Origin of the sequence: Pelagibacterium sediminicola, assembly GCF_003390885.1 — a bacterium.
Lineage (GTDB): Bacteria > Pseudomonadota > Alphaproteobacteria > Rhizobiales > Devosiaceae > Pelagibacterium > Pelagibacterium sediminicola.
Genome location: NZ_QMEL01000001.1, coordinates 47,613 through 73,089, shown reverse-complemented (window position 1 = coordinate 73,089; position 25,477 = coordinate 47,613). Strand labels below are relative to the sequence as shown.

General features: G+C 63.6%; 25 protein-coding genes. 18 read left to right on the top strand and 7 right to left on the bottom strand.

Going from position 1 to position 25,477, the window contains the following annotated elements; genetic code table 11:
- Window positions 1-30: 30 nt before the first annotated feature.
- The 6 genes from infC (at window position 31) to pheT (ending at window position 7,623) form a co-directional block, all read left to right on the top strand.
- The gene (infC, locus tag DQG18_RS00365; protein ID WP_245958344.1) at window positions 31-567 is read left to right on the top strand and encodes a translation initiation factor IF-3; all 537 of its coding nucleotides are present in this window, start codon (window positions 31-33) and stop codon (window positions 565-567) included.
- A 157-nt stretch (window positions 568-724) separates the two neighbouring features.
- On the top strand, window positions 725-3,025 hold the full coding sequence (locus DQG18_RS16435; protein ID WP_245958323.1) for a methyl-accepting chemotaxis protein: 2,301 nt from the start codon (window positions 725-727) through the stop codon (window positions 3,023-3,025).
- Window positions 3,026-3,396: 371 nt separating this feature from the next.
- Window positions 3,397-3,597 carry a 50S ribosomal protein L35 gene (gene rpmI, locus DQG18_RS00355; RefSeq protein WP_116652245.1) on the top strand — a complete coding sequence of 67 codons (201 nt, stop codon included), beginning with the start codon at window positions 3,397-3,399 and terminating at the stop codon, window positions 3,595-3,597.
- Window positions 3,598-3,612: 15 nt separating this feature from the next.
- A complete protein-coding gene (rplT, locus tag DQG18_RS00350; RefSeq protein ID WP_116652244.1) occupies window positions 3,613-4,011 on the top strand; it encodes a 50S ribosomal protein L20 in 399 nt (132 codons plus the stop codon).
- 108 nt (window positions 4,012-4,119) lie between these two features.
- Window positions 4,120-5,202 carry a phenylalanine--tRNA ligase subunit alpha gene (gene pheS / locus DQG18_RS00345; RefSeq protein ID WP_116652243.1) on the top strand — a complete coding sequence of 361 codons (1,083 nt, stop codon included), beginning with the start codon at window positions 4,120-4,122 and terminating at the stop codon, window positions 5,200-5,202.
- Window positions 5,203-5,214: 12 nt separating this feature from the next.
- Entirely contained in the window at window positions 5,215-7,623 is a 2,409-nt protein-coding gene (pheT, locus tag DQG18_RS00340) for a phenylalanine--tRNA ligase subunit beta (RefSeq protein ID WP_116652242.1), read from the top strand.
- Between the two features lie 227 nt (window positions 7,624-7,850).
- On the opposite strand, the gene DQG18_RS00335 is transcribed toward pheT, so the two are convergent.
- Entirely contained in the window at window positions 7,851-8,888 is a 1,038-nt protein-coding gene (locus DQG18_RS00335) for an aldo/keto reductase (RefSeq protein WP_116652241.1), read from the bottom strand.
- Between the two features lie 134 nt (window positions 8,889-9,022).
- Between DQG18_RS00335 and trhO the strand changes: the two genes are divergently transcribed.
- On the top strand, window positions 9,023-10,036 hold the full coding sequence (trhO, locus tag DQG18_RS00330) for an oxygen-dependent tRNA uridine(34) hydroxylase TrhO (protein WP_116652240.1): 1,014 nt from the start codon (window positions 9,023-9,025) through the stop codon (window positions 10,034-10,036).
- A gap of 266 nt (window positions 10,037-10,302) precedes the next feature.
- Here the strand turns inward: trhO and DQG18_RS00325 are convergent, their stop codons facing one another.
- On the bottom strand, window positions 10,303-10,815 hold the full coding sequence (locus DQG18_RS00325) for a GNAT family N-acetyltransferase (protein ID WP_116652239.1): 513 nt from the start codon (window positions 10,813-10,815) through the stop codon (window positions 10,303-10,305).
- Window positions 10,816-10,831: 16 nt separating this feature from the next.
- A complete protein-coding gene (gene argB / locus DQG18_RS00320) occupies window positions 10,832-11,722 on the bottom strand; it encodes an acetylglutamate kinase (RefSeq protein WP_116652238.1) in 891 nt (296 codons plus the stop codon).
- A gap of 155 nt (window positions 11,723-11,877) precedes the next feature.
- Here argB and msrB point away from each other — a divergent pair, with 155 nt between their 5' ends.
- Window positions 11,878-12,357 (top strand): peptide-methionine (R)-S-oxide reductase MsrB, encoded by a 480-nt coding sequence (gene msrB, locus DQG18_RS00315; protein ID WP_116652237.1) that lies wholly within the window; start codon window positions 11,878-11,880, stop codon window positions 12,355-12,357.
- A gap of 49 nt (window positions 12,358-12,406) precedes the next feature.
- The gene (locus tag DQG18_RS00310) at window positions 12,407-13,123 is read left to right on the top strand and encodes a glutamine amidotransferase-related protein (RefSeq protein ID WP_116652236.1); all 717 of its coding nucleotides are present in this window, start codon (window positions 12,407-12,409) and stop codon (window positions 13,121-13,123) included.
- Window positions 13,124-13,311: 188 nt separating this feature from the next.
- Here DQG18_RS00310 and DQG18_RS00305 read toward each other — a convergent pair whose 3' ends face one another.
- Complete coding sequence (locus DQG18_RS00305; RefSeq protein ID WP_198669616.1) at window positions 13,312-13,977, bottom strand: GntR family transcriptional regulator; 666 nt, start codon at window positions 13,975-13,977, stop codon at window positions 13,312-13,314.
- Window positions 13,978-14,184: 207 nt separating this feature from the next.
- Here DQG18_RS00305 and DQG18_RS00300 point away from each other — a divergent pair, with 207 nt between their 5' ends.
- The 9 genes from DQG18_RS00300 to DQG18_RS00260 all read left to right on the top strand — a co-directional run bounded on the left by DQG18_RS00300 (window position 14,185) and on the right by DQG18_RS00260 (window position 23,041).
- Window positions 14,185-15,000 carry an ABC transporter substrate-binding protein gene (locus tag DQG18_RS00300; RefSeq protein WP_116652234.1) on the top strand — a complete coding sequence of 272 codons (816 nt, stop codon included), beginning with the start codon at window positions 14,185-14,187 and terminating at the stop codon, window positions 14,998-15,000.
- Between the two features lie 107 nt (window positions 15,001-15,107).
- Complete coding sequence (locus tag DQG18_RS00295; protein ID WP_116652233.1) at window positions 15,108-15,833, top strand: amino acid ABC transporter permease; 726 nt, start codon at window positions 15,108-15,110, stop codon at window positions 15,831-15,833.
- 11 nt (window positions 15,834-15,844) lie between these two features.
- Complete coding sequence (locus tag DQG18_RS00290) at window positions 15,845-16,501, top strand: amino acid ABC transporter permease (protein WP_116652232.1); 657 nt, start codon at window positions 15,845-15,847, stop codon at window positions 16,499-16,501.
- Window positions 16,494-17,216 (top strand): amino acid ABC transporter ATP-binding protein, encoded by a 723-nt coding sequence (locus DQG18_RS00285; protein ID WP_116652231.1) that lies wholly within the window; start codon window positions 16,494-16,496, stop codon window positions 17,214-17,216. The genes DQG18_RS00290 and DQG18_RS00285 overlap by 8 nt, the downstream gene beginning before the upstream one ends.
- Before the next feature lie 179 nt (window positions 17,217-17,395).
- Window positions 17,396-18,646 (top strand): NAD(P)/FAD-dependent oxidoreductase, encoded by a 1,251-nt coding sequence (locus tag DQG18_RS00280; protein ID WP_116652230.1) that lies wholly within the window; start codon window positions 17,396-17,398, stop codon window positions 18,644-18,646.
- Window position 18,647: 1 nt separating this feature from the next.
- Complete coding sequence (locus DQG18_RS00275) at window positions 18,648-19,649, top strand: 4-hydroxyproline epimerase (RefSeq protein ID WP_116652229.1); 1,002 nt, start codon at window positions 18,648-18,650, stop codon at window positions 19,647-19,649.
- A 12-nt stretch (window positions 19,650-19,661) separates the two neighbouring features.
- Complete coding sequence (locus DQG18_RS00270; RefSeq protein WP_116652228.1) at window positions 19,662-20,762, top strand: cis-3-hydroxy-L-proline dehydratase; 1,101 nt, start codon at window positions 19,662-19,664, stop codon at window positions 20,760-20,762.
- 220 nt (window positions 20,763-20,982) lie between these two features.
- On the top strand, window positions 20,983-22,008 hold the full coding sequence (locus tag DQG18_RS00265) for a trans-3-hydroxy-L-proline dehydratase (RefSeq protein ID WP_116652227.1): 1,026 nt from the start codon (window positions 20,983-20,985) through the stop codon (window positions 22,006-22,008).
- Window positions 22,009-22,024: 16 nt separating this feature from the next.
- Entirely contained in the window at window positions 22,025-23,041 is a 1,017-nt protein-coding gene (locus tag DQG18_RS00260) for an Ldh family oxidoreductase (RefSeq protein WP_116652226.1), read from the top strand.
- Here DQG18_RS00260 and DQG18_RS00255 read toward each other — a convergent pair whose 3' ends face one another.
- The 3 genes from DQG18_RS00255 to pcaH are packed head-to-tail and all read right to left on the bottom strand — an operon-like array spanning window position 23,042 to window position 25,475.
- Entirely contained in the window at window positions 23,042-24,103 is a 1,062-nt protein-coding gene (locus DQG18_RS00255; protein ID WP_116652225.1) for a 3-carboxy-cis,cis-muconate cycloisomerase, read from the bottom strand.
- Complete coding sequence (pcaG, locus tag DQG18_RS00250) at window positions 24,103-24,723, bottom strand: protocatechuate 3,4-dioxygenase subunit alpha (protein ID WP_116652224.1); 621 nt, start codon at window positions 24,721-24,723, stop codon at window positions 24,103-24,105. Before pcaG ends, DQG18_RS00255 begins: the two co-directional genes overlap by 1 nt.
- Window positions 24,723-25,475 (bottom strand): protocatechuate 3,4-dioxygenase subunit beta, encoded by a 753-nt coding sequence (gene pcaH, locus DQG18_RS00245; RefSeq protein WP_116652223.1) that lies wholly within the window; start codon window positions 25,473-25,475, stop codon window positions 24,723-24,725. The genes pcaG and pcaH overlap by 1 nt, the downstream gene beginning before the upstream one ends.
- Window positions 25,476-25,477 lie beyond the last annotated feature (2 nt).

Here is a 25,477-nt window from a genome sequence, read left to right as displayed (position 1 = left end):
CAATCGTCAATTATTTAAGGAAATGAACCCATTCGTCGCCCGATGAGACCCGTGCAGCCCCAAAAGGAGGGGCCGCGCTCAAACAACGAAATCAACGTTCCCGAAGTCCAGCTTATCAACGCGGAAGGCACCAATATTGGAGTGGTACGCACCAGCGAGGCCATCGCCATGGCAATGGATGCCGGGATGGACCTCGTAGAGATCGCACCCAATTCCGTGCCTCCGGTGTGCAAGATCCTTGACCTGGGCAAATACAAATACGCCGCCCAGAAGAAAGCCGCCGAAGCGCGCAAAAAGCAGAAGGTCATCGAGGTCAAGGAAGTCAAGCTCCGGCCCAACATCGATGACCACGATTACGACGTGAAAATGCGCTCGGTGCAGAAATTCATCGGCGAAGGCGACAAGGTGAAGGTCACCATGCGCTTCCGCGGCCGTGAAATGGCGCACCAGGAAATCGGTCTTGAACTCTTGAACAAGGTCAGGGACCAGATGGACGAGATCGCCAAGGTCGAATCCTCGCCCCGGTCGGAAGGCCGCCAGATGGTGATGGTCCTCGCCCCGCGCTGAGGGCTGTCGCAGTCCCGATACGTCAGGAAGGTGGCCGGTGCGCCACCTTTTTTGCCTTCCGGAGCGGCGAACCGTGCCGCCCTTGAGCCTTCCTTAACCCGAACGGCCCTAGCGTCCTCACGTCATGCCCGCGATTTGATGACCAAGGAACCGGCCCATGTTCGCCCGTCTTTCGATAGCCCAGAAGATCTATTCCTCTTTTGCGGTCCTGATCGTGCTGCTGGCCGCGACCGGCATTGCCGCGGTCATCGGGCTCAATCGGGTCGCAACGACCTTTGACGATTACCGGGAAGGGACCGGCCAGACGCTGACCATCTCCGCGCTCGTCGAAAACCTCTCGGCGGCGCGGCTCGCCGGCCTCCAGTTCCGCCTCGATCCCTCCCCGGCCACGGCCGAACTTCTCGCCGGCGAAATCGCCTCGCTGGTCGGCGACAAGGCCGCGATCGTGGACATGTTTGCAAACGATGCCGAAAAGCAGGCGATTCTTGACGAACTCGCGCGGGACGCAGAGGCCTATGCCGATGCCTTCACGCGCATGACGGCGCTGCAATCGCAGGCCGACCGGCTGGTGGCCGATATCGGGGCGACGGGGGAGGCCCTGCGCGCCAATGCGGGCGCCGCCGTGCAGGCGGCGAGCGCGAGCGCCAATTTCCACGCCACCGGCGTTGCCGCCGAAGCGGTCCAGTCCCTTTTGCTCACCCAGCTCGATGTCGAGCGCTTCCTGCTCTCCAACAGCGCCACCGAGTTCGATTCCGCCTTTGCCCACGGCCAGGCGGCCAACGAGGCGTTCACGCGGCTCGAAAGCGCGGTGTTCAGCCAGGGCCAGAAACAGACCATCGCCGCCATCCTTGCCGATTTCGAGAGCTACGCGGCGATGATGACCGAAATGCGCACCCTGATCGACGAGCGGAATGCGATCCTGGATGGCGAACTCGATGTGCTGGGCCCCCAGATGCAGGCCGGGTACGATGCCATGCTCGCCTCGGTGACCGGCGAACAGGAGCGGCTTGGCGTTCTTGCCAACGAGCAGGCGGGCATCACCGGTATCGTCGTCATGGTGGCGGGCGCCTTTGCGCTGGTGCTCGGAACCGGGCTGGCGCTGGTCATCGGCTCGCGGCTTTCGGGCAGCATCCGCAAGGTTGCAGCCGACATGCGCGCGCTGGCCGATGGCGATCTGGATCTCTCGCTCGATGAAAAGCAGCGCCACGAGGTCGGCCAGATGGTCGCGGCGCTGGCCGTTTTCCGCGACAACGGCAAGGCCATGCGCGCGATGGACGCCGAAAAGGAAGCCGCCCAAGAGCGCGAACAGGCCGAAAACGCCATCCGGCTCGATCTTCAGGAGGAAATCCGCCAGGTGGTCGCCGCTTCCCTTTCGGGCGATTTCTCGGTGCGCATCGAAAAGAGCTTCGAGCGCCCCGAACTCGACGAGATGGCCCGTTCGGTCAACGCGCTGATCGAAACCGTCGACCGGGGGCTGACCGAAACGGGCACGGTGCTCTCCGCGCTTGCCAATGACAACCTTTCGGTGCGGGTCACCGGCCAGTATCAGGGCGCGTTCGACCAGCTCAAATCCGACACCAACGCGGTTGCCGAGCGGTTTTCCGAGGTCGTGGGCCGGCTCCAGGACACCGCGGGCGCGCTCCGGTTGGCGACGGGCGAAATCCTTGCGGGCGCCAACGATCTCTCCGAACGCACCACGCGACAGGCCGCGACCGTCGAGGAAACCGCCGCCGCCATGGAACAGCTTGCCGCAACGGTCAACGAAAACGCCGCCAAGGCCCAAGAGGTCGCGGGCAAGGCCGAGCAGGCGTCCACCATGGCCAGCGCCGGCGGCCAGGTGATGGACGCCGCCAACAGCGCCATGGAGCGCATCTCCACCTCGTCGGAAAAGATCTCCAACATCATCAAGCTGATCGACGACATCGCGTTCCAGACCAATCTTCTGGCGCTCAACGCTTCGGTGGAAGCGGCGCGGGCCGGGGAGGCGGGCAAGGGGTTCGCGGTGGTCGCCATCGAGGTGCGCCGCCTTGCCCAGTCGGCGGCCGAAGCCTCCTCGGAGGTCAAGGTGCTGATCGAGGAATCGGGCGCCGAAGTTGCCGGCGGCACGCGGCTGGTGTCCGAGGCGAGCGAAAAGCTGCGCGCCATCCTTTCCGCGGTACGGGAAAACGCGCAGGTGATGCACGCCATTTCCGGCGCAAGCCGCGAACAGGCCGCCGCGATCGGCGAGGTTTCCGCCGCCGTGCGCCAGCTCGACGAGATGACCCAGCACAACGCCGCGCTCGTCGAAGAGACCAACGCGGCGATCGAGCAGACCGAGGAACAGGCCCGCGCCCTCGATACCATCGTCGATATCTTCGACCTCGACGGCTCGAAAATGACCGCCGCCGAGGAATCCCAGGCCGACGAAGTGCTCGAGGCAGCGGGCGGCCCTACCGACTGGCGCCAGCAGGCGGGCTAAGACCGATCCCCCTCCCAACCTCCGCCACAAGGGGGGAGGTGCTGATCTTGTGCGTGGGGAAGTGCCCAGGAAAAGGAAGCACCCTCCCCTTGATGGGGAGGGCTGGGGAGGGGTGAAGCCACAAGCGCAGATCTATATGCGATAACCCTCCCCCTTTGCGGAGAGGGATTGAGGATGGAGCTATCCGAGCCTGCCGCAAACGCAGGCAAATCGCCCCGCGCGAGGGTCTTGCCTTTCCCCTCCGCGCCTCCTATAACGCAGCGTTCTTGAACGGGCCGCCCGGCCGGAAGGCATGCCGTGGCGATCCCTGAATGCGATAAAGGGCCGTGGGGGTTTCCCCAAAGCGCCCCGAAAACCCAAGGAAAAGCAAAATGCCGAAGATGAAGACCAAATCGGGCGCCAAGAAGCGTTTCAAGGTCACGGCCACGGGCAAGGTGCTCGCCGGTCCGGCCGGCAAGCGTCACCGCCTCATCAGCCACAACGCAAAGTACATCCGCTCCAATCGCGGCACCTCGGTCCTTTCGGATCAGGACGCCAGGATTGTGAAGAAGTACATGCCTTACGACCGCTGATAGGGAGACAAAGACATGCGCGTTAAAAGAGGCGTTACCGCCCACGCCCGCCACAAGAAGGTTTTGAAGGCCGCCAAGGGCTATTACGGCCGCCGTGCGACCACCTATCGCTCTGCCGTGCAGGCCGTCGAGAAGGCCGGCCAGTACGCCTACCGCGACCGCAAGATCAAGAAGCGCAATTTCCGCGCGCTCTGGATCCAGCGCATCAACGCCGCCGTTCGCCAGCACGGCCTCACTTATGGCCGATTTATCGACGGCCTCGGCAAGGCTGAGGTCGCAGTGGACCGCAAGGTCCTCGCCGATCTGGCCGTCAACGAGCCCGCCGCTTTCGAGGCGCTTGTTGTCAAGGCCAAGGGCGCGCTCGCCTATCTGGGCGAGATCGAAGCGACCACGCACGAGCGCGTTTCCGCTTAAAGCCCCATACCGAGGCCGAAAATCAAAGCCTTGCGCCGCTCCGGGGATTTGGGGTGGCGCGGGGCTTTTTCGTTTGCTACCGCTTCGCAGCACTCCCAAAGGGTTCAAATGACCGACCTTGCACATCTCTCGACAACGCTTGAACAGGCCATCGCCGGCGCCAAAGACGAGGCCGCCCTCGACACCGTGCGCGTTTCCGCGCTGGGCAAGAAGGGGTCTGTTTCCGCGCTTTTGGCAACGCTGGGGGCCATGACCCCCGATGAGCGCAAGGAACGGGGCCCGGCGATCAACGGCCTCAAGACCCATATCGCTACGCTCATCGAAACGCGCCGCACGGCCCTCAGGGCCGAAGCGCTGGAACAGCGGCTCGTGGCCGAAAAGCTCGACGTCACGCTCCCCTTGCGGCCCGCACCCGCCGCCATGGGCCGCATCCATCCGGTCAGCCAGGTGATCGACGAGATCGCCGCCATCTTTTCCGATATGGGCTTTTCGATCGCCGAAGGGCCCGACATCGAGACCGACTACTACAATTTCACCGCGCTCAACTTCCCCGAAGGCCACCCGGCGCGCGAGATGCACGACACCTTCTTTTTCAACCCCGGCCCGGACGGCGCGCGCAAGCTGCTGCGCACCCACACCTCGCCCGTCCAGATCCGGACGATGGAAAAGACCGAGCCGCCCATCCGCGTCGTCATGCCCGGGCGGACCTACCGCAACGATTCCGACCAGACCCACACCCCCATGTTCCATCAGGTCGAGGGGCTGGTGATCGACAAGTCGAGCCATATCGGCCAGTTGCGCTGGGTGCTCGAGGAATTTTTGAAGGCCTTCTTCGAGGTCGAAAGCGTGACGCTGCGCTTCCGCCCCTCCTTTTTCCCCTTCACCGAACCCTCGATGGAGGTGGACGTCCAGTGCGACCGCTCGGGCAATGAGGTGAGAATCGGGCAGGGCGAGGATTGGCTGGAAATCCTGGGCTGCGGCATGGTCCATCCCAACGTTATCCGCGCCGGCGGGCTCGATCCCGAAATCTATCAGGGCTTTGCCTGGGGCATGGGGATCGACCGTATCGCCATGCTCAAATACGGCATGCCGGATCTGCGCGCCTTTTTCGACGCCGACAAGCGCTGGATCGACCATTACGGCTTCCGGCCCTTCGACCTGCCGACCCTGTTCGGCGGCCTTTCGAGCTGAGGTATTGGAAAAATGAAATTCACGCTTTCCTGGCTCAAGGAACATCTCGACACCACCGCCGCCCTCGACGAGATCGTCGAAAAACTGACGATGATCGGGCTCGAGGTCGAGGAGGTCGCCGACACGGCCGCTCGATTGAAGAGCTTCGTCACCGCCCTTGTGGTTTCCGCCGAGCAGCACCCCAACGCCGACAAGCTCAAGGTCTGCAAGGTCGATGCGGGGACGGGCGAACTGATCGATGTGGTGTGCGGGGCGCCCAATGCCCGCACGGGTCTTAAATCGGTCTTTGCCTTCCCCGGCACCCATATTCCGGGCAAGGGCATGACCATCGGCAAGGGCAACATAAGAGGGCAGGTCTCCAACGGCATGCTGTGCTCGAACGCCGAGCTCGAGCTGTCCGACGATCACGATGGCATCATCGAATTGCCCGAGGATGCGCCCATCGGGGTCTCCTATCCCGAATATGCCGGGATGGACGAGGTGGTGATCGAGATCGCCATCACCCCCAATCGCGGCGACTGCGCCGGCGTGCGCGGCATCGCGCGCGACCTTGCCGCCGCGGGTCTTGGCACCTTCATCGATCCCGCCATCGCCCCCGTCCCCGCAACCGCCGGTCCCTCGCCCATTAACGTTCATGTCGATGGCGAGATCTGCCGGATGTTTGCGGGGCGCTATGTGAAAAACGTCAGGAACGGCCCCTCGCCGCAATGGCTGCAGGACCGCCTGCGCGCCGTCGGTCTGCGCCCCATCAATGCGCTGGTGGACATCACCAACCTCGTCTCGCTCGACCGCGCCCGCCCGCTGCACGTCTTTGACGCCGACAAGCTCAAGGGCAATGTCGGCGCGCGGCTGGGGAAAAAGGGCGAAACCTTCCTTGCGCTCGATGGCAAGACCTACGCGGTCGATGAAACCATGTGCGTCATCGCCGACGACGAAAAGGTGCTCGGCCTCGGCGGCATCATGGGCGGCGAGGATACCGGCTCCACCGATGAGACCACCAATGTCTTCATCGAATCCGCCTGGTTCGCCCCCGACGCCGTCGCCGCGACGGGCCGCAGGACCGGCATCGTCTCGGACGCCCGCTACCGCTTCGAGCGCACCGTCGATCCTGAAACTGTGATGCCCGGCATCGAGCTGGCAACCAAGCTCGTGATGGACCTTTGCGGGGGCGAACCCGCCGAGATCGCGGTTGCGGGCCATGTCGAGGCGCCCGGAACGGTCATCGATTTCCCCCTTTCCGAGATCACCCGCCTTACCGGGCTCAAGCTCGATTTTTCCGAGATCGAAACGGTGCTGACGCGGCTGGGCTTTGCCATTGAGGGCAAGGGCGAGACCGTCAGGGTCGCGGTGCCCTCATGGCGCCCGGACGTCGCGATCAAGGCCGACCTCGTCGAGGAGGTCATGCGCATCGTGGGGGTCGACCGCGTGCCGGTCGAGCCGCTGCCGCGCCTTTCAGGCGTTGCCTCCAAAATGCTCACCCCCATCCAGAACCGCCGACGCCTCGCGCGCCGGGCACTGGCCGCGCGGGGGATGGGCGAAGCGGTCACCTGGTCGTTCATTTCCGCCACCCTCGCCGAAAAATTCGGCGGCGGGCAGCCGGAGTTAAAGCTTGCCAACGCCATCGCCTCGGACATGACCGACATGCGCCCCTCGCTCTTGCCGGGCCTGCTTTCGGGCGCCACGCGCAACCAGAACCGCGGGCTGACGGACCTTGCGCTGTTCGAGGTGGGGCAGGTGTTCCATTCCGATACCCCCGAGGGCCAGCGCACCGTTGCCGCCGGTATCCGCACCGCCACCGCCGGCCCGAACGGGGCGGGCCGCCACTGGCAGGGCAAGGCCGAAACCGTCTCGGTCTATGACGCCAAGGCCGACGTCGCCGCCATGCTCGATGCGCTGGGCAGCGACATTGAAAAGCTTCAGATCGTGGCCGAGCCCGCCCCCTGGAGTCATCCGGGGCGCGGCGGACGCATCCAGCTCGGCCCCAAGGTGATCCTTGGCTGGTTCGGGGAGCTCCATCCCGCGCTGGTTGCCGAATTCGACCTCGACGGCCCGGTCGTTGCGTTCGAGATCGACCTGGAAGCCTTGCCCGAGCCCAGAAAGAAGGCCACCCGCGCCCGGCCCCCGCTGACGCTTTCGGCCTTCCAGTCGGTCCACCGCGACTTCGCCTTCGTCGTCGATGATGGCGTTGAAGCCGCCGCGATCCTCCGCGCCGCGCGCGGGGCCGACAAGGCGCTCGTCACCGATGTGTCGATTTTCGATATCTTCTCGGGCGCCCATGTCGGCGAGGGCAAAAAATCCGTCGCCATCGAAGTAACGCTTCAGCCGCGTGACAGGACGCTGACTGACGAGGAAATCGAGGCGGTGGGCGAAAAGATCGTTTCGGCGGTGGAAAAGGCGACAGGCGGGGTTTTGAGGGGGTAAGGCGGGCATCACGCGGTCTTCAAGGGCGGAGCTAACGTACTTAAAGCTGCGCTTGTGGCTTCACCCCTCCCCAGCCCTCCCCATCAAGGGGAGGGGGTTTCCTTTTCCTTGTTGTCTCCCTACGCACAGGGCCAGCACCTCCCCCCTTGTGGGGGAGGTTGGGAGGGGGGGTCGGCGAAAGCCGAAACCATTTACCTTTCTCCTGCCTCTCAGGGGCGAGGAACCTTCTACCGCAACCACCCGCTCGGCCGGGGGTGCAGCTCGATCCGTCCGCCTTCGGTCGCCGCATCGATCGCCGCGATCTCGTCGTCCGAGAGCGCCAGATTTTCCAGCACCCCCAGATTGTCCTTGAGCTGATCGAGCGTTCTCACACCCACCAGCGCCGAGGTCATCTCCTTGCGTCGCAGCACCCATGAGAGCGCAAGCTGCACCATGGATTGCCCGCGCGCCTCCGCGATGGGCCTGAGCCGTTCGACCGCTTCGAGCACGCGCGGCTCGGTGTGGCTTTCGCGCATGGAACCCCTGGGGTTCTCCGCCCGCGTGTTTGCCGCAACGCCGGCGCCATATTTGCCCGAGAGCACGCCCTGCGTCAGTGGCGAAAAGGCGATGACGCCGATGCCCAGTTCCCCGCACGCATCGATCGTCCCGTCATCTTCGATCCAGCGGTTGATGATGGAATAGGACGGCTGGTGGATGGTCAGCGGCACGCCCATTTCCTCGAGGATGCGGTGCGCCTGGCGCGTTTCCTTTTCGGGGTAGGACGAAACGCCCACGTAAAGCGCCTTGCCCTGTTTGACCGCGTGGGCCAGCGCGCCCATGGTTTCTTCCAGCGGGGTTTCGGGGTCGAAGCGGTGCGAATAGAAAATATCCACGTAATCGAGCCCCAGCCGCTTGAGGGACTGATCAAGGCTCGCGGTCAGGTATTTGCGCGACCCGAACTCGCCATAGGGGCCGGGCCACATATGGTATCCCGCCTTGGTCGAAACGATCATCTCGTCACGGTAGGGCCTGAAATCGCGCGCCAGCACCTGCCCGAACAGCTCTTCGGATGCGCCGACCGGCGGGCCGTAATTGTTGGCGAGGTCGAAATGGGTGAGCCCCTGATCGAACGCATAGCCCAATATCTCGAAGGCGGAAGGATAATCCCGCGTGCCCCCGAAATTCTGCCACAGCCCCAGCGAGACGACGGGAAGCTTGAGCCCCGAGCGCCCCGACCGGCGATATTGCATGCTCTGGTAGCGCGCATCGTGTGCACGGTAGGTCATGTCTTTTCCCCCAAAGAGATTGATTCCGCGACGCCGCGCGGCTGATAAGACTGAAGTCGATATTAGCTATCCCCGGCCCGTACGCAAGCAGCGCCCGCTTGCCCGATACGGCCCCAAGGGTATATGAGCCCGCCATGACCGCACAGCCGCCCATCAGCATCGTCGCCCTTTATAAATTCACCGACCAGCCGGACTTTGAGACCCTCAAGGCCCCGCTGGCCGCATTCTGCTGCGCGCGGTCCATTCGCGGCACGCTGCTGCTCGCCCCCGAAGGAATAAACGGCACGGTGGCGGGCAGCCACGAAGCCATCGGCGAACTCGTCGAATGGCTGGAAAACGGCAATATCTTCGGCGGGCGGTTCCGGGGCGCCGAGATCAAATATTCATACGCCGACACCCAGCCCTTCCACCGCATGAAGGTGCGGCTCAAGCAGGAGATCGTGACGTTGCGCGCGCCCGAGGCCAATCCGGGCAAGAAGGTGGGCACCTATGTCGAGCCCGGGGACTGGAACGCGGTCATCACAGGCGACGACATCGTCGTCATCGACACCCGCAACGATTACGAGGTGGCGCTGGGCACGTTCGAGAACGCGCTCGATCCCGGCACGCGGACCTTCACCCAGTTCAAGGATTACGTCGCCCGCAACCTCGATCCCCAAAAGCACAGGAAGGTCGCCATGTTCTGCACCGGCGGCATCCGCTGCGAAAAGGCGTCCTCCTACATGCTGGCCCAGGGGTTCGAGGAGGTGTTCCATTTGAAAGGCGGCATCCTCAAATATCTGGAAACCGTGCCGGAAGCGGAAAGCCGCTGGGATGGGGAGTGCTTTGTCTTTGACGAGCGCGTCTCGGTCGGCCATGGGCTGAAAATTGGCGAGGCTACGCTGTGCCGCGCCTGCCGCCAGCCTCTCGTCCCCGCCGACCGGGCACGGCCCGATTTTATCGAAGGCGTCCAGTGCCACCACTGCGCCGATAGCCTCGATGACGCCAGGCGCAAGGCCGCCGCCGAGCGCCAGCGCCAGATCGCACTCGCCCAGCAACGCGGGGAGGCGCATATGGGCGAAGACGCCAAGGCCGCAGCCGAACGGCGGCGTCTGGCGGCAAAGGCGAGGCGCCAAGCCGACCGGAAGCGCAACACGGCGCCGGCCTGAGCCCTTCTCTTTTCACCCCATTATCGTCACCCCGTGATTTATTCACGGGGTCCAGTGCACCGGCTACCCTTGCTCGGAATTTTCGGGAGACAAACGATGCCGCCGACGCCCGACCGCAAAATTTTGACTGAACGAATTGAACGCGATCCGTTCAATTCGTTCAGTTAAGAGCGTTTCCAGCATAAGTGGATACCACTTATGCTGTTCGGAAACGCGATATAACAAAGACTTAGAGCGCCTGTTTTGAGTCCATCAAAACAGGCGCTCTAAGCGCCCGGCGCCGGGTCATCGTTGAGAATGAGATACATGTTGACCTGGTCGAGCCAGCGCCCGAACTTGTGCCCGGCCTGGGGCAACATGCCCATATGAACAAAGCCGAGCCGTTCGTGAAACGCGATCGAGCCGGTGTTTTTCGCATCGACCACCGCCACCATCACGTGAAAACCCTTGGTCCTGGCATCGGCGATCACCGCATCCATCAGAGCCTTGCCGGCGCCCCTGCCCTGCGCCTCCTCGCGCAGATAGATCGAGTGCTCGACGGTCCGGTCATAGCCCGAGCGGGGCCTGTAGGCGCCATAGCCCGCATGGCCCAGAACCTTGCCCGCCTCCTCGGCGACGAACACGCCAAATCCCTTCTCCTGCCGGTCCATGAGCCAGGCGCGCCGGTCCTCAAGCGTTTCTTCGGTCTCGGTCCATATCGCATCGAGCCGCCGGATCGCATCGTTATGGATCTCGAGAATGGCGGGCAGATCGGCTTGGGTGGCGGGGCGGATGTTCATGGGCGGCCGAGCGGATTCAACGTACGATCAGCGTACCGGCCCCGTGCTCGGTGAACAACTCGAGCAGTACCGAATGCGGGGTCTTGCCGTTGACGATGACGACGCCTTCGACGCCGCGGTCGAGCGCTTCGATGCAGGTCTCGACCTTGGGAATCATGCCGCCCGAGATCGTCCCCTCCGCGATCAGTTTCCGGGCCTCGTCCACCGAAAGTTCGGGGATGAGCTTGCCGTCCTTGCCCAGCACGCCCGGCACGTCGGTGAGGAACAGGAGCCGCTTGGCGAACACGGCCCCCGCGATTGCGCCGGCAAAGGTGTCGGCGTTGATGTTGTAGGTCTGCCCGTCGCGGCCCGGCGCTACCGGCGCGATGACCGGGATCATCTCCGAGCGCGCCAGCAGATCGAGCAGGGTGCGGTCGATCTCGACCGGCTCGCCCACAAAGCCCAGATCGAGGACCTTTTCGATATTGGAGGTGGGATCGGTATATTTCTTGCGGGCCTTTTCGGCGAACACCATGTTGCCGTCCTTGCCGCACAGCCCGATCGCCCATTCGCCCTCTGCGTTGATCAGCGCGACGATCTCCTTGTTGATCGAACCGGCCAGCACCATCTCGACGATTTCGACCGTGCGCTTGTCGGTGACCCGCAAGCCCCCCTCGAATTTCGATTCGATCCCCAGCCGGGTGAGCATTTCGCCGATTTGCGGGCCACCGCCATGGACGACGATGGGGTTGACCCCGGATTGCTTCAAAAGCGCCACGTCGCGGGCGAAAGCCTTGCCCAGTTCCGCATCGCCCATGGCGTGGCCGCCATATTTGATGACCACGGTCTTGTTCTCGTAGCGCTGCATGAAGGGAAGCGCCTTGGACAGCACTTCGGCGTCATAGGCGTTTTCAAGTCCTTGGGTCATGGGGGAAAAAGGGCTCCTCGTCGCGTGTTCCTCTTTCCTATCGCAACGGATCGGGAAGGGCAAAACCCGTTTTTGGAAGATGGGCTTTCACGGGGCTTTGACTTGCCTTGCGCCCTTCATCGCGGTGAGATGGAGGGCAAGGAGATTATAAGCCCATGATAACCCGCAGACGCTTTGTCGCTTATGGCGCGGCTCTTGCCGGAGCGGCCCTTGCCGGGCCGCCGCTGACGCTTGCGGCGGACGGCGTGTTTCCGTTTTCGCTGACCGATGAGGAATGGCGCGCACGGCTTACCGATGAGCAATACGACATCTTGCGGCGGCACGGCACCGAATACGCCTTTTCCTCTCCGCTCGACAAATTCTATGAACCCGGCACCTATCACTGCGCGGGCTGCGATCACCCGCTTTACGGCTCGGACGCCAAATATGACAGCCGCACCGGCTGGCCCAGTTTCTGGGAGAGCCTCTCCGGCGCCATCGGCACCTCGGTCGATGTCTCGCTGCTGATGGTACGCACCGAATGCCATTGCGCCAATTGCGGCGGCCATCTCGGCCATATTTTCGACGATGGACCCGCGCCCACCGGCAAGCGCCACTGCATCAACGGGATCGCGCTTGTCTTCCGGCCGGCCTGATCGCCCCCGATACGTTGAAATTCCCGGAAAACGGCGTATCTAGGGTCTTATGAAGCTCACCATATTAGAGACCGGCGAGGTGCCCGCACCGCTTGCCGGACAATTCCCCTCCTATCCGGAAATGTTTCGCGCCATGTTCGAGCGCGATGGCACAGAGTTTGATTTCGAGGTGATCGACGTGGCGGGCGGCGCACCGCTCCCTGATCCCCAGAACCTCGAGGCGGTGCTGATCACCGGTTCGCCCGCAGGGGTCTATGAGGATCACCCCTGGCTCGACCCTTTGCGCCAGTTCATCCGCGATGCCTATGGGCAGGCCACCCCGATGGTGGGCATCTGTTTTGGCCACCAGATCATCGCCGATGCGCTGGGGGGCGAGGTGCGCAAGTCCGAAAAGGGCTGGGGCATGGGGCGCCATATCTATGAGGTTGTGGACAACCCTTCTTTTTTCGACCTGCCGCAAGCCAGCGTCTCGCTGGCCTGCTCGCATCAGGATCAGGTCATCACCCCGCCCGCCGAGGCGCGGGTGCTGCTGGCGTCCGATTTCACGCCCAATGCAGGGCTCTATTACGCCAATGGCAAGACGCTGACCCTGCAGGCCCATCCCGAATTCGAGGATGATTACGCGGCGGCGCTCGCCACGGCACGGCGCGGACGGGCGCCCGACGCGGTCGTGGACAGGGCCATCGCCTCGCTGCAAGAGGAACCGTCCGACAGCCCGCTCGTCGTGCGCGCCATATCGCGGTTCTTGGAGCATGCCGCCATTTGATGGCGTCGCCCAGACACAGTGGTTGTTGCATCGCACTGGACCCCGGGAATAAATCCCGGGGTGACAAGCGAGAATGGGGCGGGTAACGGCCAAAATCACCAATGTCATTCCGGGCTTCATTCCCGGAATCCAGCGCGATCCAACCTCAACCGCCCCGGCGGGCCGTTTCCATCAAAACCTGAAATGATCTAGCGCTTCTGGGTCCTGAGATAGTCGACGAGCGTTTCGCTCGCCAGTTCGATATGCCTGCGCGTCAATTCGGCCGCGCCCTTCGCGTCGCGCTCTTTGCATGCATCGAGAATGGCCTGGTGCTCGGCGACCGCGTGGCGCATGCCCTGCACGAAATAAAGCACCAGCCGCACATAGCGCTCCACCAGATCGTTGGTCTTGTCGACGACCGAGAGGAAATAGGGCTTGCCGGCATCCCTGTAGAGCACGCGGTGGAAGGCGCGGTTGAGATCGCCCCAGCGCAAGGGGTCCGTCTCGGCGGCAAAGGCGTCGCAATGGCCCTGTGCTTCGGCGAGCGTCTTTTCGGTCATCAGCGGCACCGCCATTTCGATGACGATCGGCTCGATCAGGGCGCGGAACTGGAAGATCTCGGTGATCTGCTCGACCGAAAGCGAGGCGACGACGGCCCCCTTGTGGCGTTCGGAAACCACCAGCCCCTGCGCTTCGAGCCGTTGCATGGCCTCGCGGACAGGAATGCGCGACACACGGAACATCTGGGCGATGGTGTCCTGGCGCAAGGCGCCGCCCTCGCCGATCTCGCCCCTGATGATCGCATCGCGCAGGGCGTTGTAGATCACATCGGCAGACGAGGCCTGCTTGCTCAGATCCGATGCCCTCAATTTCAAGCCGTTGACCAAGGACGCAATTCCCTCCATCCGCCGCCACCCGCACCAGGGCGCGCGGGCAGGCCGGCCGTGCCGCACAGATTCAGCATGCCGGGGAATTAGTATATTGTAGATTGGATACAATTATGCAAACGTAATGTTAATCCGGCGACGCAGTTGGCCGGTGAGGGAACCAGGAATTAACTGCTCAAAGAGAGGGACACCATCATGAGACTTCCCCTGATACTGGCCGCCGGCGCGCTGACGCTGGGCCTGACTGCAACCCCGGTGCTCGCCGACAAGCTCGACGACATCATCGCTTCGGGCGTATTGCGCTGCGCGGTGACGCTCGACTTCCCGCCCATGGGGTCGCGTGACGACAACAACGAACCGATCGGCTTTGACGTCGATACCTGTAACGATCTTGCCGCAACGCTGGGTGTTACCCCCGAGATCGTCGAAACCCCGTTCCCCGACCGTATTCCGGCGCTGGTTTCCGGGCGCGCCGACGTGGGCGTCGCCTCGACCTCCGATACGCTCGAGCGCGCCAAGACCATCGGCTTCTCGATCCCCTACTTTGCGTTCAACAACGTGGTGCTGACCCGCGAGGACACCGGCATCGAGAGCTATGAGGATCTTGCCGGCAAGAATCTGGGCTCGGTGGCAGGCGTTTTCGAGGCCATCGCGCTCGAAGAGGATTTCGACACCTGGGAAGGCGGCTCGTTCCGCACCTTCCAGAGCCAGGCCGACGTCTTCCTCGCACTCAATCAGGGCCAGATCGATGCGACCGTCGTGACCGGCACCGTTGCCGCCTCGACCGTCAACTCGGGCAATTTCGACGGGTTCGTGATCAAGGGCGAGGCGCCGTTCCTCGTCGACTACGTCTCGCTGATCGCGCTGCGCCAGGAATACGGCCTGCTCAACTACCTCAACCTCTTTGCCCATCAGCAGGTCCGCACGGGCCGCTATGAAGAGCTGTTCGAGAAGTGGGTCGGCGGCGGCGCCGAGGCGCCGAACCTGACCGTTCCGGGCACCTACTACTGATCCTTTCCGGGCCGGGGCGGATTTTCCGCCCCGGCCTTTTCGTCCTTCTGGAGCGCCACAAGGGGCCTTGGCCCAAGGGGTAGCAAGCGCAGCCGGAGAAGACGCGCATGTTCAACATCAACTATACCTTCCATTGGAACCAGGCGTTCCGGGCCCTGCCCGACATGCTGGAAGGCGCACTGATCACGCTGCAGATCGCGGTGCTCTCGATGCTTATCGGGATCGTGGTCGGCGTACTTCTGGCGCTCGCCAAGGAGGCGCGTTTTGCGCCCCTGCGCTGGTTCGCCAACACCTGGATCGAGATCGCGCGCAACACGCCGGCGCTGTTCCAGGTCTACATGATCTATTTCGGCATCCCCGCGGTCCTGCAATTGGCCGCCTCGCTGTTCGGCATCGATTTCCGCGCGCTTGGCATCAATATCTTTTATCTCGACTCCTATTGGGCCGTGCTGGTCGGGATCGCGTTCAACAATGCCGGCTATCTCGCCGAGACCTTCCGGGGCGGGTTGCGGGCCGTGCCGCCCACCCAGACGCGCGCCGCGCGTTCGCTGGGGTTCAACGCGGTTGATTCTTTCCGCCTGATCGTCCTGCCGCAAATGTTCAGGGCGGTCTTTCACCCTATGACCAACCAGATGGTCTGGGCGATCCTGATGACCTCGATCGGCATTTTCGTGGGGCTCAACACCGACCTCACCGGCATCACCCAGGAGCTCAACGCGCGCACGTTCCGCACCTTCGAGTTCTTCGCGCTGGCGGCGGCCATCTACTACGTCATCGCCAAGATCGTAACCGGCGGCGCAAGGCTGATCGCCTGGCGCCTGTTCAGGTATTAGGGGGCGGAACGATGTTGGGAACTTCCGTTACCTGGGGTGATGTCACCTTCATGATGACCGGCGCGGGACTGACGCTGGCCATCACCTTCTGGGCGATGCTCGGGGGCACGCTGATGGGTATGGTCTTCGGGCTGATCCGGGCGCAGTCGCCCTGGTACGTCAACCATCCGCTCGGCGCCGTGCTCGATATCCTGCGCTCGGTGCCCCTGCTGATCCAGTTCATCTTGTTCAACTCCTTCCAGTCCATCGCCGGGCTGGGCATGAACCCCTTCGTCGTCGGCTGCGTGGTGCTCGCGGCCTATACCTCGGCGTTTTGCACCGAGATCGTGCGCGGCGGCATCCTTGCGGTGCCCGCCACCACCCGCAAGGCGGCCCGTTCGCTGGGCATGACCTACTGGCAGGACATGCGTTATGTCGTCCTGCCGCTGGGCACCCGCGTCATGCTGCCGTCCTGGATCGGGCTGACGCTGGGGGTCATGAAGGACACGGCGCTCGTTTATGCCATCGGGGTCATCGAGCTTTTGCGCTCGTCCCAGATCATCATCACCCGCAAGCCGCACGAGGCGTTGATCATTCTTGCCATTGCGGGTCTCATCTACTTTATCGTGAGCTTCCCCGTTTCACGCCTGGGCGCTCACCTTGAAAAGAAATGGCGCGAAAATGATTGAGATTGAAGACGTCAGGAAATCTTTCGGCAGCCTCGAAGTGCTCAAGGGCGTTTCGATGACTGTCGAGACGGGCGAGGTGGTGTCGGTGGTCGGCGGCTCGGGATCGGGCAAATCCACCATGCTCATGTGTATCAACGGGCTCGAACCCATCGATTCAGGGCGCATCCTCGTCGATGGCACCGAGGTCCATGCACCGGGCACCGACCTCAACAAGCTCCGGCGCAATATCGGCATCGTCTTCCAGCAATGGAATGCCTTCCCGCATCTGACGGTGCTCGAGAACACCACCCTTGCGCTGCGCAAGGTGCTGGGCAAATCGAAAGATGAGGCCGACGCCATCGCCGTCAAGCAGCTCGAACATGTGGGGTTGGGCGACAAGCTCAAGGTCTATCCCTCAAAGCTCTCGGGCGGGCAGCAGCAGCGCATGGCGATCGCCCGGGCGCTGGCCATGGAGCCCAAATACATGCTCTTTGACGAGGTCACCTCCGCGCTCGATCCCCAACTCGTGGGCGAAGTGCTCGACACCATGCGCATGCTCGCAAAGGCCGGCATGACCATGATCGTCGTCACCCACGAAATGGCGTTTGCGCGCGAAGTGTCCAACCGGGTGGCCTTCTTCAAGGACGGGCTGATCCACGAGATCGGTCCGCCCGCCCAGATCTTCGAGTCCCCCGAACGCCCCGAAACAGCGGCGTTCCTCAAATCTGTCCTCTAGCCCCATAGGAGGCAAAGCCCGGCATCGTTGTTTCAGCGGCTCTAGTCCTTGTTATGTCGCGTTTCCGAACCGGATAAGTGGTATCCACTTATTCTGGAAAAACGCTCCAGAGCCTGATTGTTGCCTTGGGGCGGGGCCATGGTCCCGCCCTCGTCTGTATTTTCCTGGAGTCACGAAAAGTGGCGCATCCCCAATACGATGTCTGCATCATCGGGGCCGGTATCATCGGCCTCTCCACCGCCTTCCGGCTGACCGAAGCGGGAAAGACCGTGCTCGTCATCGACCGCAAGGGCATGGCGGCGGAAGCCAGTGCCGGCAATGCCGGTGCGCTGGCCTTTGCCGATATCGAACCGCTGGCGTCCCCCGGCATCATGCTCAAGGCGCCGCGCTGGCTGTTCGATCCGCTCGGCCCCCTTTCGCTGCCCATCGGCTATATCCCCACCATCCTGCCATGGATGCTGAAATTTTTCCGCTCGAGCCTGCCAGACCGGTTCGAGCAGGGCGCCGCCGCCCAGACCGCGCTGATGGACCTTTCGCGCACGGAGACCGAAACGCTTTTTGCCGCGGCGGGCGTTGACGGGCTTTTGAGGCGCGACGGCGCGCTCTCGCTTTATGAAGGAGAAAAGGCCTGGTTGGCCTCGCTCCCCATGTGGGAGGCCCGCGAAAGGCACGGGATCGGGTTCGAGCACGTGACGGGCTCCCGGCTCGCCGAGCTTCAGCCCGGTCTTGGCGCAACGGTCACCCACGGCACGTTCGTGCCGCACTGGCTCACTGTTTCCGACCCGCTCGACATCACGACCGCCATCGGACAGGCCGCCATAGAGCGCGGGGCGTATTTCAGGGTTGCCGAGGTATGCGACATCGGTGAGGGCGAGGACAGCGTTGTCCTTTCCTTGGCCGATGGCAGCCAGGTGAAGGCCCACGAGGTGGTGGTGGCCTCGGGCGCCTGGTCGCACCGGCTCGCCGAAAAACTTGGCGACAGGATTCCGCTCGAAACCGAGCGCGGCTACAACACGACCTTTCCAAAGGATGCCTTCGATCTCAGGCGCCAGCTCGTCATACCCGGCGACGGCTTCGTCATCACCCCGCTCGATACCGGCTTGCGCATCGGCGGCGCTGTCGAACTGGCGGGCCTTGAACGTGCGCCCGATTTCCGGCGCTCCGAGATCATGGTGGAAAAGACCAAACGCATCCTGCCGGGTCTTAAAACCGATACCGGCAAGCAATGGATGGGCTTTCGCCCCTCCATGCCCGACAGCCTGCCGGTGATCGGGCGCTCCCCCAATGCCCCCCGGATCATCCATGCCTTCGGGCATGGCCATCTGGGCCTTACGCAAGCCGCCGCGACCGCGCTTTTGGTCCGCGATCTGGTGCTGGACCGACCCCTCCCAATCGATCTTTCCCCCTATCGTCCTCAACGGTTTTCATAACATGTCCCGCCATTCCCTTTTTTGTATCGACGGTCACACCTGCGGCAATCCGGTCCGGCTCGTTGCGGGCGGCGGTCCGCGCCTCGAGGGCGCGACCATGCTGGAAAAGCGCGCGCACTTTCTTGCCGAATATGACTGGATCAGGCTCGGGCTGATGTTCGAACCGCGCGGGCACGACATGATGTCCGGCTCGATCCTTTATCCGCCCACGCGCGAGGATTGCGACATCGCGATCCTCTTCATCGAGACATCCGGGTGCCTGCCCATGTGCGGGCACGGCACCATCGGCACGGTGACCTTCATGATCGAGCACGGGCTCGTGACGCCCAGAACGCCGGGTGTCGTGAGGCTCGATACCCCCGCCGGGCTGGTCGTTGCCGAATACCGGCAGGAGGGCGAATATGTCGAGGAGGTGCGGCTGACCAACGTGCCTGCCTTCCTCCATTCCGAAGGGCTCACCGCCCATGTCGAGGGTCTGGGGGACGTGACGGTCGATGTCGCCTATGGCGGCAATTTCTACGCCATCGTCGATCCCCAGCCGGCCTTTTCCGACATGGCGGATATGAGCGCGGGCGATCTGCTGCGCTGGAGCCCGGAACTGCGCCGGGCGCTCAACGAGAAATTCGAGTTCGTCCACCCCGAAAAGCCCGATATCAGGGGGCTGTCCCACATCCTTTGGACCGGCGCACCGACGAAGGCCGAAGCCACGGCCCGCAACGCGGTCTTTTATGGCGACAAGGCCATCGACCGCTCGCCCTGCGGCACCGGCACCTCGGCGCGCATGGCGCAATGGGCGGCCAAGGGCAAGCTCAGGAAGGGCGACGAATTCATCCACGAATCCATCATCGGTTCGATGTTCAAGGGACGCGTGGAGGATGAGGTGAGCGTGGGCGGCAAGCCTGCGATCATCCCATCCATTGCAGGCTGGGCGCGGGTCACCGGGCTCAACACCATTTTTATCGACGACCGCGACCCGTTCGCACACGGCTTCATCGTCAAATAGGAGGAAGCATCCATGAAAATCACCGGTATCCGCGCCTATCAGGTGGACCTTCCCTTGAAGGAAGGCCGCTATAGCTGGTCGAACGGCAATTATGTCGAGGTGTTCGATGCAACGGTCGTCGAAATCCAGACCGATGCCGGCATCACCGGCTATGGCGAATGCTGCCCGCTGGGTTCGGCCTATCTGCCCTCCTATGCGCTGGGTGTGCGTTCGGGGCTGGCCGAGATCGCGCCCAAAGTCATCGGGCTCGATCCGCGTGACCTGAACGTCGTCAACCGGCACATGGATGCCGTGCTGCGCGGGCACCCCTATATCAAGGCGGCGATCGACGTGGCGTGCTGGGATATTCTGGGGCAGGCGACGGGCCTGCCGGTCTATACCCTGCTCGGAGGCAAGGCGCAGGACGAGATCAAGCTCTACCGCGCCATCTCCCAGATCGAACCCACGGCGATGGCGGCGAACGTTGCGGGCTATCGCGACGAGGGCTATACGAAATTCCAGCTCAAGGTCGGCGCGGACGCCGACAGCGACATCGCACGTATTCGGCTATGCGCCAGGGAAATGCGCCCCGGCGATATCCTGGTGGCCGACGCCAATACCGGCTGGACCATGCACGAGGCGGCGCGCGTTGTGAACGCGGTGCGGGACGTCGATGTCTATATCGAGCAGCCTTGCCCCACCTACGAGGAATGCCTCGTCACCCGCCGCCGCACTTCGCTGCCTTTCGTTCTCGACGAGGTGATCGACGGGCTCGGTACGCTACAGCGTGGCCTTGCCGATGGGGCCATGGACGTCATCAATCTGAAGATCTCCAAGGTCGGCGGGCTGACCAAGGCGAAACTCATCCGCGATACCTGCATCGGGGCGGGCGTACCCATGACCATCGAGGATACCTGGGGCGGCGACATCGTCACCGCCACCATCGCGCATCTGGCGCAATCGACGCCCGAGGAGTTCACCTTTTCGGCCACCGACTTCAACTCCTACGGCACCAAGGACATCGCCGAAGGCGCGCCCAAGCGGGTTGACGGCAAGATGAAGGCGTCCGATGCGCCGGGGCTGGGGATCAAGCCGATCATGGACGCGCTGGGTGAGCCGGTTCTGGTGGTTTGAAATATGCGGTAGCCCGCGCCCCTTGCAGGCACCGCAGGACCCCTCACCCCCAACCCCTCTCCCTCAAGGGGAGAGGGGGGCTCGTAAGCCGAGACATCCACGGAGTCCCCTTCTCCCCTTGAGGGAGAAGGTGGCCGGAGCGAAGCGGAGGTCGGATGAGGGGTGCTGCGGTGGCTGCGGAAATTCTCGAAGTCGTCGATAGTACAAAGAAAGGTCCAAGATGCGCAGCAGCAAGATCGTTCATATCGTGGGTTGCCACGCCGAAGGCGAGATCGGGGATGTGATCGTGGGGGGCGTTGCGCCGCCGCCGGGCGAGACGATCTGGGAGCAATCACGCTGGATTGCAAGCGACAACACGCTTCGCGATTTCGTTCTCAACGAGCCGCGCGGGGGTGTCTTTCGGCACGTCAATCTGCTCGTGCCGCCCAAGGATCCGAAAGCGACAATGGGCTGGATCATCATGGAGCCGGTGCACACCCCGCCCATGTCGGGATCCAACTCCATCTGCGTTTCCACCGTCCTCCTCGATACCGGCATTATTCCCATGACCGAGCCCGAAACCCGCTTCACCCTCGAAGCGCCGGGCGGGTTGATTGATGTGGTCGCCACCTGCAAGGACGGCAAGGCGGTTTCGATCCGCGTCACCAATCACCCCAGCTTTGCCGCGAAACTGGGCGTGCCGCTCGAGGTCGAGGGGCTGGGGACGGTGACGGTCGATACCGCCTATGGCGGGGATAGCTTTGTGCTGGTCGATGCCGGAACGCTGGGCTTTGACCTTGTGCCCGACGAAGCGCGCGAGCTTGCCGCGACGGGGATGAAGCTCACCAAAGCGGCCACCGAGCAACTGGGCTTCGTCCATCCGACCAACCCCGACTGGAATCACATCTCGTTCTGCCAGTTCACGACGCCTGTCGAAACGGTGGACGGGGTAAAGACCGGCCGCAACACGGTGGCGATCGAACCGGGCAAGCTTGACCGCTCGCCCACCGGCACGGGCTGTTCGGCGCGCATGGCGGTGCTGCATGCACGGGGCGAGCTTGGTATCGGCGAGCCCTTTGCGGGTATCTCGATCATCGGCAGCCGCTTTGATTGCCGCATCGAAGGCGTGGCCGATCTTGCTGGGACACCGGCCATCATCCCCTCGATTTCGGGGCGCGGCTGGGTGACCGAAACCAAGCAGCTCCTGCTCGACCCGTCCGACCCCTGGCCGGGCGGGTATCGGGTGGGCGACACTTGGGGATTATAGACGGAGATTACAGGCTATGACGGATATGGTTTCTCTCACGCTCGATGAGGTTCAGGCCCTTGCGGTCAGGGTGTTGACCGCCAACGGGCTGTCCGAGGCTCACGCGCAGGCCAACGCCACCGTGATGCGCGATTGCCAGCGTGACGAATGCCATTCGCACGGGCTCTACCGGCTCATCATGTGCGTCAAGACGTTGCGCGCGGGCAAGGTCGTGCCCGACGCGGTGCCCGAGGTTTTCGACCACGCACCGGGCGTGGTCCGCGTCGATGCCAAAAGCGGGTTTTCGCTGCTGGCGCTGGAAGCGGGCCTGCCGATGTTCATCGAGAAAGCCAAGGCCAGCGGCACTGCCGCGCTCGCGATCAACAACTGCTTTCATTTTTCCGCCCTCTGGCCCGAAGTCGAGAGACTGGCCGAGGAAGGGCTGGCCGCGCTCGCCATGAATCCCAGCCACGCCTGGGTCGCCCCGGCGGGCGGCAATGCACCGCTTTTCGGCACCAACCCTCTGGCCTTTGCCTGGCCCCGGGCGGAAGGCCATCCGTTTGTCTTCGATTTCGCCACCAGCGCCATGGCGCGCGGCGATATCGAGCTTTATCGCCGGGCCGGAAAACCCCTGCCCGAAAACACCGGCGTTGACCGGCAGGGCAGCCCCACGACAGATGCGGCAGCAGTCCTTGACGGCGCCATGCTGCCGTTTGGCGGGCACAAGGGGTCGGCGCTCTCGCTGATGATCGAATTGCTGGCTGGTCCGCTGATCGGAGACCTCACGAGCGTTGAATCGATGGCGTTCGATGAGGGCGCGGAAGCCACGCCCTTCCACGGAGAATTGCTGATCGCTTTCGATCCGGCCCGGTTTGCCGGGGGCGATGCGGCTTCCCATCTGGCGCGGGCCGACGCCCTTCTCAATGCGATCGTGGGCCAGGGGGCGCGCCTCCCCGGCGAGCGCCGCCACGCCGCCCGCGAACGCACGTTTGCCTCGGGCCATGTGGAAATCCCGCGCAAGCTTTACGAGGATATCGAGGCGCTGATGCCCTGATCAGGGCTGGCCCAGCCCTTCGACGGAGCCGAGGAGCCGTTCGCCCAGCAGCAGCGCGCTGCCGGCGGCAAGGGTCATTTGCGGCAGGACGAGCCATTCGAGCGCCCACGCAGCGCCCGAGCGTTCCTGCTCGTGGACCAGCGATTGCGCCATCGTGCCGCCCAGCCCGGCCGTATAGCGGGCCAGCGACACGAGCACTTCGGCGGCGACGGGGTTGGATTTGTGCGGCATGGCCGACGATCCGCCGCCGCCCGCCAGCGCGATCTCGCCGCGCGCGTTCTGGGCCAGAAGGGCGATATCCTGTCCCATCTTGCCCAGCGTGCCGGCGACAAGCGCCAGCCAGCCGGAAAATTCGACGATCGCGTCGCGCTGGCTGTGCCAGGCCTTTTCCGGAGCACCCAACCCGAGCTGGCTGGCAAGGGACCGGACGACCTCGGAACCCTTGTCCCCGAATTTTTCGAGCGTTCCGACCGCGCCGCCAAGCTGGACGACCAGCAGCCGGGGTTTGAGTTCAGAAAGCCGAGTGAGATCGCGTTCGAGCGGCAAGCGCCAGTCCCTGAGACGGTCGGCGACCGTGATCGGCAAGGCGTCCTGCATCCGCGTGCGGCCCATCAGCCGGTTGGCCCCGAACCGTTCTTCAAGCCTGGCGAGCGCCCCGATTATCCCGTTGAGCCGGGTTCCGAGAATGCCGATGATGCGCTTGAGCCGGAGAACAAGGGCCGTATCGACGGCGTCCTGGCTGGTCGCCCCGAAATGGAAATGGGGGGCAAGCGTTTCGGGCAAGTGCGCGCGCACCTGCTTGACCAGATCGGGCACGGCAACCCCGTCGCGGGCCATCCCGGCGCGCAGGGCTTCCCGGTCGGGGGCGAAAGTGTTGCACAGTTCGATGATAACGCCCGAGGCGTGCGCCGGGATCAGCCCGGCTTCAGCTTGCGCGCCAGCCAGCGCCGCCTCGAATTCGAGCATGGCTTTGAGTTCGGCGGCATCGGAAAACAATCCGGCCAGTTCGGGGTCGCCGAACAGGCCGGAATAAAGATCGTTCTCGAAAGGCGAAAGGGCCATCAGACGTCCAGGAACGCGGTTTCGTTTTCGCCCTGAAGGTAGATGTCGAACGTCACCGTGTCACCCTCGCGCCTGCCGATCATGGTCTTGTCGCGCCCAATCATGCGCGCCTTGGCCAATACACCGTCCCTGGCGTTGGCGGCCTCCTCGTCGGAAAAATACATCCGGGTCATCAGCCCGATATTGATGCCGCGCGCGACGATCCAGAGCGTGATGTGGGGAGCCATCATCGTGCCACTGGGGCCGGGAACGGCGCCGGGCTTGACGGTTTCAAAGCTCAGCCGCCCGTCCTCATCGGCGGGGAAGCGGCCCCAGCCGACGAAATTGGGATCGGCGGGCCCGCGATGCTCGGCGGGGCTGTTGTAGATGCCGCCCGCATCGGCCTGCCAGATTTCGACCACGCAATCGGTGACCGGATTGGCCCCGCCATCGATGATGCGCAGATTGACCGTGATCCGGTCGCCCTTGACGCCGTCCTTGATGACCTCGAGACCAAGATCCTCAGGGTAAACGCCGGTGATGCCGCTCCAGTTGGGCGTCATGCCGATATGGACGTAAGGCCCGGCGGTCTGGGAAGGGGTTTCCTTCAGTTCGGTGAGATAGGTCGGCAGCGTGCGCATCAATTGCCCTCCCGCTTGTTCTCAAAGAATGTGGAGCGCTGTCCGCGCAGCACCATGTCGAAGCGGTAGGCGCGCAGGTCCATGGGAATGGTGTTGTTCATGTCGAGCCGCGCCACCAGCCGGTCGATGGCGGCCTTGTCCCCGATCGTGTTGACGATGGGACAGATGCCGACCATCGGGTCGCCCTCGAAATACATCTGGGAGATCAGCCGCTGGGCAAAGCCGGTGCCAAAAATCGAAAAGTGGATATGGGCCGGGCGCCAGTCGTTGACACCATTGGGCCAGGGATAGGGGCCGGGCTGGACGGTGCGGAACCAGTAGTACCCGTTGTCGTCGGTGACGGTGCGCCCGAAGCCGCCGAAATTGGGGTCGAGCGGGGCCTGATAGCCCTCCTTCTTGTGGCGGTAGCGCCCGCCGGCATTGGCCTGCCAGAACTCGACCAGCACGTTGGGGACGGGCCGGGCGTTCTCATCGAGAATGTGGCCGTGGACGACGATGCGCGGGCCGATGGCCTGCTCGCCGGGCCGGGCATAGTTGACGATCAGGTCGTTATCGAGCTCGCCCAGCATGTTGTGGCCGAAGGCCGGGCCGGTGCGCTCGGAGAGCGTTGCGTCAAAGCTCAGCAGGGCCTGCTTTGGCGCCCGCAGGAAGGTCGATTTGTAACCGGGCGTGAACGCTGCGGGATGCTGGGCGTGGTCGCGCGCAAAAAAGGCAGGCGTTTCCTCGACGCGGTTGGGGAGCGTGACGCTCATGT

Bases quoted from the DNA above. Each gene is read 5' to 3' on its own strand.
- DQG18_RS00310 (WP_116652236.1), top strand. From the start codon at position 12,407: ATGAAGCTCACCATATTAGAGACCGGCGAGGTGCCCGCACCGCTTGCC.
- DQG18_RS00270 (WP_116652228.1), top strand. From the start codon at position 19,662: ATGAAAATCACCGGTATCCGCGCCTATCAGGTGGACCTTCCCTTGAAG.
- pcaH (WP_116652223.1), bottom strand. From the start codon at position 25,475: ATGAGCGTCACGCTCCCCAACCGCGTCGAGGAAACGCCTGCCTTTTTT.
- DQG18_RS00300 (WP_116652234.1), top strand. From the start codon at position 14,185: ATGAGACTTCCCCTGATACTGGCCGCCGGCGCGCTGACGCTGGGCCTG.
- DQG18_RS00285 (WP_116652231.1), top strand. From the start codon at position 16,494: ATGATTGAGATTGAAGACGTCAGGAAATCTTTCGGCAGCCTCGAAGTG.
- DQG18_RS00255 (WP_116652225.1), bottom strand. From the start codon at position 24,103: ATGGCCCTTTCGCCTTTCGAGAACGATCTTTATTCCGGCCTGTTCGGC.
- DQG18_RS00275 (WP_116652229.1), top strand. From the start codon at position 18,648: ATGTCCCGCCATTCCCTTTTTTGTATCGACGGTCACACCTGCGGCAAT.
- argB (WP_116652238.1), bottom strand. From the start codon at position 11,722: ATGACCCAAGGACTTGAAAACGCCTATGACGCCGAAGTGCTGTCCAAG.
- DQG18_RS00290 (WP_116652232.1), top strand. From the start codon at position 15,845: ATGTTGGGAACTTCCGTTACCTGGGGTGATGTCACCTTCATGATGACC.
- DQG18_RS00265 (WP_116652227.1), top strand. From the start codon at position 20,983: ATGCGCAGCAGCAAGATCGTTCATATCGTGGGTTGCCACGCCGAAGGC.
- DQG18_RS00325 (WP_116652239.1), bottom strand. From the start codon at position 10,815: ATGAACATCCGCCCCGCCACCCAAGCCGATCTGCCCGCCATTCTCGAG.
- msrB (WP_116652237.1), top strand. From the start codon at position 11,878: ATGATAACCCGCAGACGCTTTGTCGCTTATGGCGCGGCTCTTGCCGGA.
- rpmI (WP_116652245.1), top strand. From the start codon at position 3,397: ATGCCGAAGATGAAGACCAAATCGGGCGCCAAGAAGCGTTTCAAGGTC.
- trhO (WP_116652240.1), top strand. From the start codon at position 9,023: ATGACCGCACAGCCGCCCATCAGCATCGTCGCCCTTTATAAATTCACC.
- pheT (WP_116652242.1), top strand. From the start codon at position 5,215: ATGAAATTCACGCTTTCCTGGCTCAAGGAACATCTCGACACCACCGCC.
- DQG18_RS00260 (WP_116652226.1), top strand. From the start codon at position 22,025: ATGACGGATATGGTTTCTCTCACGCTCGATGAGGTTCAGGCCCTTGCG.
- DQG18_RS16435 (WP_245958323.1), top strand. From the start codon at position 725: ATGTTCGCCCGTCTTTCGATAGCCCAGAAGATCTATTCCTCTTTTGCG.
- pcaG (WP_116652224.1), bottom strand. From the start codon at position 24,723: ATGCGCACGCTGCCGACCTATCTCACCGAACTGAAGGAAACCCCTTCC.
- rplT (WP_116652244.1), top strand. From the start codon at position 3,613: ATGCGCGTTAAAAGAGGCGTTACCGCCCACGCCCGCCACAAGAAGGTT.
- DQG18_RS00295 (WP_116652233.1), top strand. From the start codon at position 15,108: ATGTTCAACATCAACTATACCTTCCATTGGAACCAGGCGTTCCGGGCC.
- pheS (WP_116652243.1), top strand. From the start codon at position 4,120: ATGACCGACCTTGCACATCTCTCGACAACGCTTGAACAGGCCATCGCC.
- DQG18_RS00335 (WP_116652241.1), bottom strand. From the start codon at position 8,888: ATGACCTACCGTGCACACGATGCGCGCTACCAGAGCATGCAATATCGC.